Source organism: Nitrosomonas supralitoralis, from assembly GCF_003011925.2.
In the GTDB taxonomy this organism is placed as follows: Bacteria; Pseudomonadota; Gammaproteobacteria; order Burkholderiales; family Nitrosomonadaceae; genus Nitrosomonas; species Nitrosomonas supralitoralis.
Map to the genome: position 1 here is coordinate 23,822 of NZ_PXXU01000040.1, position 10,035 is coordinate 33,856.

The 10,035-nt window shown below is 45.0% G+C and carries 6 protein-coding genes; all 6 read right to left on the minus strand.

The genetic code is table 11. The annotated features are described in order from the left end of the window. Positions 1–22: 22 nt before the first annotated feature. The 6 genes from C7H79_RS12320 to C7H79_RS12345 all read right to left on the minus strand — a co-directional run bounded on the left by C7H79_RS12320 (position 23) and on the right by C7H79_RS12345 (position 9,568). Positions 23–1,039, minus strand: a complete 1,017-nt coding sequence (locus tag C7H79_RS12320; RefSeq protein WP_106707554.1) for a hypothetical protein — start codon at positions 1,037–1,039, stop codon at positions 23–25. 11 nt (positions 1,040–1,050) lie between these two features. Further along, complete coding sequence (locus C7H79_RS12325; protein ID WP_106707555.1) at positions 1,051–2,661, minus strand: peptide chain release factor 3; 1,611 nt, start codon at positions 2,659–2,661, stop codon at positions 1,051–1,053. A gap of 4 nt (positions 2,662–2,665) precedes the next feature. Beyond that, positions 2,666–4,717, minus strand: coding sequence for an ABC transporter ATP-binding protein (locus C7H79_RS12330; protein WP_106707556.1), 2,052 nt, complete (start codon positions 4,715–4,717; stop codon positions 2,666–2,668). Next, the gene (locus C7H79_RS12335) at positions 4,714–6,225 is read right to left on the minus strand and encodes an ABC transporter permease (RefSeq protein WP_106707557.1); all 1,512 of its coding nucleotides are present in this window, start codon (positions 6,223–6,225) and stop codon (positions 4,714–4,716) included. Before C7H79_RS12335 ends, C7H79_RS12330 begins: the two co-directional genes overlap by 4 nt. 396 nt (positions 6,226–6,621) lie before the next feature. Further along, entirely contained in the window at positions 6,622–7,647 is a 1,026-nt protein-coding gene (locus tag C7H79_RS12340) for a PstS family phosphate ABC transporter substrate-binding protein (protein WP_106707558.1), read from the minus strand. Positions 7,648–7,843: 196 nt separating this feature from the next. Then, positions 7,844–9,568 (minus strand): OprO/OprP family phosphate-selective porin, encoded by a 1,725-nt coding sequence (locus C7H79_RS12345; protein WP_242447274.1) that lies wholly within the window; start codon positions 9,566–9,568, stop codon positions 7,844–7,846. Between the last annotated feature and the right edge of the window lie 467 nt (positions 9,569–10,035).

The window sequence follows — 10,035 nt, forward strand, 5'->3', positions numbered from 1 at the left end:
AGTGTGGAGAATGTGTGAATGTTCAAAGAATACTATAATCGCAAATAGCCGGGGCGGGCTTGCGATCAAGCAGACCGGTTACGTGAAAAGGAGTGTCTTTGTTTTGTGGATCAAACACAACCTGGTTAGCATCGGTATATTTGTAGTCTCCCGGAGCATTGAGCCGCCAGAGATTGGGGATTGTGGCATAAGGTTGGTGCAGGCAATATGCTTGAGAGTCGCCGTGAACTACCAGAATCGGTTTGCTGAATTGTGCGGCTTTATTCTTAATCAAATCGCGTAACTTCCGGTATCCATCGCAGTTAGTGCGGTTTTTGATGGTGCAAGCAGGTTTATTATGATCAAAATTAAAAATATCCGCATGCAACGCAATCACGATCGCTGGGGCGGAATCAGCCATGGTGAATAATCGCTGCACCCATTTTTCGTTGGATTGATCGCGATGATCGGCTTCATTTAGGGCATCCTGCAGGTTGCTGCGTAATATTTCCTTGCGGCCATTATTCGTGCCAGGAACATGCAGCGTGGCGAAAACAACCTGATTGGATTTCCACAGTGCGTTTTCGACAAAACCTTCTTGTCGAATAAGACCTGGAATGTCTTTGGTTAACTGATGTTGATCCTGGTGAAAAAAAAGCTGACGCAAGAAATTGAGTCGCTCCAGTTCATCATGACCGGCTGAGAATAAGGTGAATCGGTCGCAATCCACCCATTCATTATCGCCGGGTGTATAGACGATTTTGTGCGGATTGAGCTGCGCAATTTGACGGTAATGGTCCTTGAGCAATTCATCGCTGCAACTTGATTGACTCTGCTTGAAGTCTCCTAAGTGGATCAATAGGGGAGGGGCAAGTGCCTGAATGGCCCTGGCGATGGCACCATCGGGTTGCTCTAGCAGAGCATATTCAGCATCAGTGTAGGGCTTGTCACCGATGACAACAAACCGGGTAAGATTGTCACTGGATGGGGAGATTAATTCAGCAACCGACGCCGTTGCCGTAAAAAGAATGAATAATAAAATAACCGGTAACCATTTCATCTTGTTTGTTATTATCCATTCATGTGATTCTGAAAAACCAGACCAGCGTGTTCGCGCAGTTTATGAAAACGAATCGCTGGCCAGTTATCTTCCGCAACACTCAACTCCGCACCAAATGAAGCCAGAAAGGTAGGGGCATCCACGGCGTCATATGCAATGCGGTGAGCATTGGCTTCAATAAAGCGTTGCAATTCGCGCGGGTCATCACAGGTAATCCAGCGTGCCAATTGATATTTGGCCGGCGCTATTCGAGCAGCCACTGCATATTCATGTTGTAGTCGGTGAGTGACCACTTCAAACTGTAACGTACCGACTGCGCCGAGTAACAGCATATTACCCAAATGTGGACGGAATACCTGGATTGCACCCTCTTCACCCAATTGCGTTAATCCCAGTTTTAGTTGCTTGCTGCGCAGCGGATCTGAAATTTCGACGGTGCGGAAAATTTCTGGAGCAAAAAAAGGCAATCCTGTGAATTGCAATACTTCGCCCTCGGTTAAGGTATCGCCAAGTTGCAGCGTTCCATGATTCGGTATGCCGATGATATCACCCGGATAAGCTTCTTCAAGAATGTCGCGACGCTGCGATAAGAAAGACACCACCGTACTGGTGCGGATATCTTTGCCGTTGCGTGCTACTTTTAAATTCATGCCGCGTTTGAAATGGCCAGAGCATACCCGTACAAAAGCAATGCGGTCGCGGTGTGCCAGATTCATATTGGCCTGAATTTTAAATACCATGCCGGTGAATCTTTTTTCGTCCGGTAATACTTCACGTTGAATGGCGTTACGCGACTCGGGTGGCGGTGCCAAATCGACCAAGGCATCGAGAATTTCCCGTACACCAAAATTGTTAATCGCGGATCCAAAGAAAACAGGGGTTTGTTTGCCCGCAAGAAACGCCTCATGGTCAAAAGCCGGTGAAGCACCCTTGATCAAATCAATTGCTTGTAAAGCGCTGGATAAATCCGCGCCAAAACGTTGTTGAATCTGCGGATCGTCAAACTGAACAATCACCTCGTTCTTGCTGTCGATGCGATCGGAGCCCGGTTGAAATACGCGCATGCAATTATTTTTCAGATCGCATACACCATGGAAACTTTTTCCCATGCCGACCGGCCAGGTAAAAGGAATTGTTGACATACCGAGGGTTCGTTCGATTTCATCGATCAAATCCAACGGCTCACGTACTTCGCGATCCATTTTGTTGACAAAAGTGACAATGGGAGTATTGCGTGCACGACAGACTTCAAGCAGACGCAGTGTCTGTGCTTCTACGCCGTTGGCGGCATCAATCACCATCAATGCGGCGTCGACCGCGGTCAATACACGATAAGTATCTTCCGAAAAATCCTGGTGGCCGGGGGTATCCAGTAAGTTGATGATGCAATCACGGTATTCCATTTGCATTACTGAACTGGCAACCGAAATACCGCGTTGTTTCTCAATTTCCATCCAATCAGAGGTAGCGTGGCGACTGGCTTTTCGTGCTTTTACGCTACCGGCGATATGAATCGCGCCGGCATACATCAACAGTTTCTCGGTCAATGTAGTTTTTCCTGCATCAGGGTGTGAAATGATAGCGAAAGTACGGCGACGCGCCACCTCGTTAAGAATACTCATAGTTTTAAGAAGTTTGTTGGGGTGAATAAAGATAACAATGGGTCGTATGCGTTGCAGTGAATGAACTGACCGGCGGATAGGTAACACTGCAAATTGGCATGGCATTGGGACAGCGTGGATGAAAATGACAACCGGAAGGTGGCGTGGCTGGTGATGGCAAATCACCTTTCAATGGAATAATATGGCGATCGGGATTGGACTCGATTTGCGGAACTGACGACAGCAAGGCCTGGGTGTAGGGATGCCTCGGGTGATTCATCACCTCATCAATGTGTCCATATTCAACAATTCTTCCCAGATACATGACAGCAACCTCATCGGCTAAATATTCTACCACTGCAATATTGTGGGTAATAAACAAAAAAGCAAGTCCTAAGTTGGTTTGCAGCGATTTAAGCAGATTCAGGATTTGTGCCTGAACTGATACATCAAGTGCACTAGTAGGCTCATCACAGATTAACAGCTTTGGGTTAACCGCCAAAGCACGGGCAATGGCGATACGCTGTCGCTGACCACCGGAGAATTCATGCGGATAACGCCATTTTACCTCAGCAGGCAATCCAACACGTCGCAATAAAGTGTCAATTTCTTCTTCCCTTGAATAGATTGATGCATGACCTTCAGTGTTTGAATCATCTATTTTATTGATATTTAAGGCATCCATGCCTTCTTGTAGAATCTCGTAGATTCGCATACGCGGATTCAGTGAAGAATAGGGGTCCTGAAATATGATTTGAAATTGTGAACGTATCTGTCGTAATTCACGGCGTTTAAGTGAAACCAGCTCATGATCCCTGAAGCGCACACTTCCTGCGGTCGGTGTAATCAGTTGTAAAATGCCTTTACCGATCGTTGTTTTGCCACATCCTGACTCACCCACTAATGCTAAAGTTTTTCCGGCAGCAATTTTAAGTGATACGCCGTCAACAGCCTTGACGTGACCGACTACACGCTTGAATAATCCCTTGCGAATCGGGAAGTGAACCTTGAGGTCGGTAACTTGCAGCAATGTTTCTTCTGTTGCGCTGATTTTTGTATCTGGCGCTGCTATTCTAGGATTGGCGCTCTCTGCCCGTGTTATTGCTGGGATACTTTGCTGATACAAATGACATCGCACTTGCTGATCAGATGTTACCGGATACCATGGGGGAATCGTATCGTGACAGATTGCCAATGCTTGATTGCAGCGATCAACAAAGCGGCATCCGCTAAACTGTTGTGCCAGTGAGGGTACACTGCCTTGAATGACGTTTAATGCCTGATCGCGCTTTTGTTTCCCGGGCAGTGATGCGAATAATTGCTGTGAGTAAGGATGTGCTGGATGATGAAAGAAATCATCTCGAGAGGCCAGTTCGACGATCTCTCCAGCATACATTACTGCAATGCGTTGAGCCATTTCGGCGACCACACCCAGATCATGTGTTATCAATAAAATTGCCATGTGTTTACGCTGCTGGATTTGTCTCATCAAATCCAAAACTTGCGCTTGGATCGTTACATCCAAGGCAGTTGTAGGTTCATCTGCAATGAGTAATTCGGGTTCGCCTGCAAGTGCCATGGCAATCATCGCACGTTGTTTCATGCCTCCGGAAAACTGAAACGGGTATTCATGCATACGCTGCAATGCATCGGGAATACCAACTTGTTCCAGCAATTCCTGAATGCGCTTCTGTGTTGCGTCTTTGGATAAATGCAAGTGCTGATCCAAAACTTCTTCAATTTGCTCGGCAATGGTTAGCACTGGATTCAAACTCAGCATCGGTTCCTGAAAAATCATACTGATGCGCTTGCCGCGGATTGTGCGCATATCTTTTTCAGATAGTTGCAGGATATCAGTGCCGTTGATTTTAATATGTCCCGCAACAATTTCACCTACTTGGGGTAGCAAGCGCATAATGGAGAGCGCTGTCATTGATTTGCCGCATCCGGATTCGCCGAGTAACGCAAATGTTTCGCCCGGTAAAATTGTAAGAGACAACCCATCAACTGCGCGCACGGGCGCACTGTCGGTATGGAGCAAGGTTTCAAGATTTTCTACTTCCAGCAAATTGTTCATGGCTGCTGAGAAGATCCTGTAGGTGTAATCGATTGGGATATTTTGCTTGGTGTGAGCTCTTTTTTTTCTGGTTGTTGAAAGAGTTTTCTACTTTGTTTTAACGTTCTTGAGCGTGGATCTAATGCGTTTTGTACTGCATCGGCAAACAAATTGGCGCTCAATACCAAAGTGAACATAAAGAAAAATGCTGCCAGCAATGCCCACCACACCATGGGTTCACGCGCCATTTCCAGACGTGCCGCGTTAATCATGGTGCCAAAGCTCATCATCGATGGATCGACACCAACGCCGACATAGGATAAAACCGCCTCGGCCAGAACCAGGCCGCTGAAATCCATGACGGTTGCAATCAAAACGATATGCATCACATTCGGAAGAATGTGGCGCGTGATGATACGCCAATGTGAGACACCAAAAGCATGTGCTGCCTGGATATATTCCAATTCGCGCAGTTTCATGGCCTCGCCGCGGAGCAAGCGGCATAAGCTGGTCCAACTAGTAACCCCAAGTATGAGGCAAAGAAATAGTAAGCGAAGATCGGCGCGCGCAGCGAAGGTTTCGAATAATTCAGAATGGGTTTCGATATAGACTTGCATCATGAGCACTGCAGCGGCGATCAATAATACGCTGGGTATGGAATTCAGTGTGGTGTAAAAATATTGTATGACATCATCGATCCAGCCTCTGAAATAACCTGCCATAATGCCAAGTAACAATGCAAACGGCAGCATGATCAACGTGGTTAAAGTACCGATGACTAATGCGATGCGAATACTTTTCAGTGATTGGTACAAAATATCTTGTCCAACCTTATCCGTGCCTAAAACATGATAGTGGCTTGCCAATGCCGCTCCGCAACCGATGATCATTAACAGGATTAATAGCGTGATCAAAATGGCGCGCCAGGGAATTTCTGTTGTGCAGTGCCAAATGGCTGCGATGGTTTGGGCGAAATTTTCCTGATGGCGGCGCGATAATAACATGACCAAACATGCAGTAAATAAACACCAGGCTAGAAAACCGATCATTAATCCCTTTGCGCTGAGCCATGTAATATCCGACACATGATCCGTATCCGGATTTTGCAGGCGAGCCCCACCATATTCAAGCCGAGCGAAGGTTCGTATTTGATTTCCATCAGGAAGCTCAATAGTTTCTTTCGCATAGAGATGTGTGGCCAAGGGCGCAGAATAGGTTTTTTCCACATTCATGCGCAATGGTGTCACTAATAGATCCAGTAAGCTTAAAACTTCAACACTGTAGATCGTTTCTCCACTATGGGTTTTATGTTCAAGAGCCGGTCGAAAATGGACAGTATCGAGTAACCCGACGATCAAGAAGAAAAGTAGCACAGTAAGCGAGGACATGCCGCTGGCACTATGTCCTACACGTTTCCATGGCGCCAATAGATGTTCGTTTTGTCGTACATGCCAAATCAAAAACAGTACTATGCCAACGAATAAATAAATAAGCGCATCTGTCCACAGGATAATTGGGCTGAAGGGCATGATTAAGATGATGGTTGCAGAGATTCGAATGTCAGATTAAAAGCGATGGAGGACTTATATCATAAATGGCTGTGGTAATTTTAAAATTTATTACAGCGCTGTTGCAGAGACTCTATTTTATATTAACAGACCGCTGAAAAATTATCTGCGTTGCTGTTGAGGTGTTAGAAACAGGCTCTAAATGCTCATTTATTAAGTATAAACTGCTCTTTTCGCCTGTTTTTGCTTGGTATCAGTTGACTCGAAAACATTTTTTAACGGCCTGTTAAACGTAGCATTGCTCTGCAAAAGCAGGCAGCAGTTATAGAAAATACACTAGTGAGAGCGTTAACTGGAACTGCTGCTGTATTCAATAAAGCAGATTGTGATTGATGGTTAAATCAATGCACGTTCAGGCTAAAAGTTTTCGTACTGGAGGCGATCCTCGCGTCTGATCAGTTCGTCGATAGTAAGACCTATTGCCGGTATGCCGCTGAATACTGAACCAGCTCGTTTTTTGTTAAAGTGTTCTAACATTGTGGCATAGGCTCTAGGTGGTAATGGAAAAAATTTCGCTTCTTTTACCAGTAAGAGGGCGTTTTTCAAGTAAAACTCTACAAATTCTTTAACTTCTGGTTTTTCGGCAGCTTTTAAATTGACATAGATAAAGACCGGGCGCGATAAAGGTCGATAACTGCCGTTTTCAACGGTTTCTACAGAAGGAAGGATGGCACCTTGTCCTTTTCCACTATCTATGGCAACGGCTGTGACTTTGTTCTGATTCTCAATATAATAGGCAAAGCCAAAGAAGCCTAAACCATTTTTGTTGCCAGCCACGCCATTAACTAATACGGTGTCATCCTTGGATTCAGTATAGTCATTGCGACTTGATTTAGCTTTGCCCACGATAGCCTCCGTGAAGTAATCATAAGTACCGGAATCCGCATCGGAACCATAAAGTTTAATGACTTCATCAGGCCATGTCGGGTTGATCTGCTTCCATCGGGTAATTTTATCTTGAGCTGCCGGCTCCCATATTTTTTTCAATTCTGCTACCGTCATGGTTGTTCCCCAATGGTTCTCCGGGTTCACCGCTACAGTTAGTGCATCGAAAGCTATCGGAATTTCAACGTATTGGATACGCGAATTTTTGCAATCCTTCATTTCACTTTTCAGGATGGGTCGCGAGGAATTCACGATATCAATTTCACCGCGGCAGAATTTCTTAAAACCACCACCACTGCCGGAAATATTAACTGAAACATTAATTGTATTCTTCTTCGCAATCTGGAACTTATCGGCGACTGCCTGAGTAATTGGAAAGACCGTGCTGGAACCATCAGTTTTGATGGTTGTTTGTGCATTTGCAATACCCAGAGTGATTATGTATACACTGAGCAGTAACATTATGTTCCGCATATTGAGGGTGTGGATTCGCGGCATTTCATCCTCCTTGTGTGAGATGGTTTAGCATACTATAGATCATAATCAGTTGAATGTAAGGTCTATAGTTTAAACGTTGACATTACTCCGGTGGGTACAAGCTACGATTGAAAAAGAAGTTTAAGGATACTGGGAACTCAGAATATCCGGATTCCCAGTAACTGTGCGCTTAAATATTCATCAAGATTGTTTGCTCTTAGAAATCAATAGTCCATTGAGTCAGGAATGCACTGAAATCGGCATTATTCCATCCATTCGTACGGGCACCAGCCCCGCCAGAATATCCATCGGTATTGGTAATAGGTGTTCTGGCTGTGTTGATATCTAACATATGCACGACGTTTGCCTGAAACTTAATATTCGAATGAGGATACCAATTGAAGCCAAACCTAATCATATCGGCTTGACCACCTCTGATTATTCCTGAATTCAGATCAATGAAGTCATAACCGACCGCAAGTTCGAATGCACCCCATCCTGATCCATTCCATTGGAAGGGTCGGTTGGGTCTGATCCGGTTGGCTGCACCATTTCTGACGTGATAGGCTTTAGATTCACCGGTCAAGAAGTAACTGATAAAACCATAGTAACCAGTTAAATGCTCACCGTCGTAGCCAACACCATTAATATTGGTGCGTAAGAATTCTGCTTGCGCTGAGAAGGGACCATGCACCAGCCACGCCTCAGCGCCAAATCGATCATAACTGCTGACTTGGCGGCGATTCGGGTCGTTGAGCGCACCATTGCTTAAGTTGCCGGTATTTAGGATATTGGTTCGATCCACGTTGGTTCCTGGGAATGCAAAGAATGACATGCCGCCGCCGCCGCCATTGGATCCTTCTCCAACCATGGTACCGTCAGCGCGATATTGCGTGTTGACCGCTGTGTGTCCTGCGGAAACACCCACATGCAAAAACTTTGTATCATCTTCCATCCATGGTCTGCCACTGATACGGCCTATTCCTTCCCAACCAGTGTCGCCTGAGCCGTTGTTGCGGCTCTGGTTACCGTTGGCATTCACTGAAGTTGAAGCGGCTGACCATGCACCGATAGGTTCAGTTTGAAAAGCCAGCCCGGTTTGGAATCGTTGTACTGCGTAATTGACTCCAATACCTGTTTTGTAGGTATTGGGATTATCCACAAACGAGTTGACCGACATGTGGCGTTCGATGAAAGTAAGGAAACGGTTGCTGGCTGCTTCTTCCAAACTGAATGGTTCCTTGAAGGAGCCGATTTTATAAGAAAGCGCATCGGTATGATTCAAGCGCACAAAAGCATCAGTAATTCCCGATCCGACAGTGCCATTGCCGCGGCTAAAATCAAACTCGAATTTATAATCCCATATTTTATAAAAAGTACCTTCAACGCCCAGACGAGCGCGACGGATATTCATGCCACTATTCAAATCATTTGATGTATTGGATCCGAAGGCGGGATCAGGGTCATTGATGAAATTATATTGCGAAGCTGGTTGTAATCGACCATTGAGCGACATGGAAAAGTTTCCATCTTTAGTTGCCCAATGTAAGCCCCTATCATCAAACGTGCCATGAATTTTTTCAACATCCTTGACACGTTCTTCTAACACCGAAACTTGACTGGCTAAGCGTTCTTGAGCGGATTTGTCCGCTACTTCTGCAGTTTTCTGCTCACGTAACAGGGCTGACTCAGCCACTGCTTCCTTTTTCGCTGATTCAGTGGGCGTTTGGGATGGCGGTATCGCTGCTTGGGGTGTTGGAGGTTGTGCCAGAGGATTCTCGGTTTTTTCATATGTGCCTATATGAATTCTGTCCGGGCCAGGTTCTGCAAAGACCTGTTTGGTCTTTGTGTCAACATATAAATCTAACGCATAAGCATTGGATAAGACACATAAATTAAAGATCGCTAGGGTTGCTAAAAAAAAACTAAAAAATTTCATCATCTGTCGTTAATCCAGGGTTGAAAAAAAATTACTAGACGTGACAGCATTTATATAACAGCAATGTTACATCTTTATTACAACGCCATTTTTTTTTGCAGAATTGTTACAGGACCGTTACATACTGATCCAACAATTGACAGGTTAACTACTTGAAATATGAATTATTAATTAATAAAATATTTCTGCATTTGTAGAGAAAGGTAAATGCTTTATGAATGCTGAATTGGGTTTTTATAAATTGACGGGAACTTTCATGAGGAAAAAGCCTGTCTAAAAAGTGTTTAGTGGCGAAAATAATTTTTCCACGTCAAACACATGTTCTATTAGTAAGCAATTAAATTAATAGGAGGTATAAGATGGCAACAACTTATGGCACAACTAGCGGCGCGGCGAGCGCCAACTATGACATGTCGCTGTGGTATGACTCAAAATATTACAAAATTGGCTTGTTAACGATGCTTTCGGTA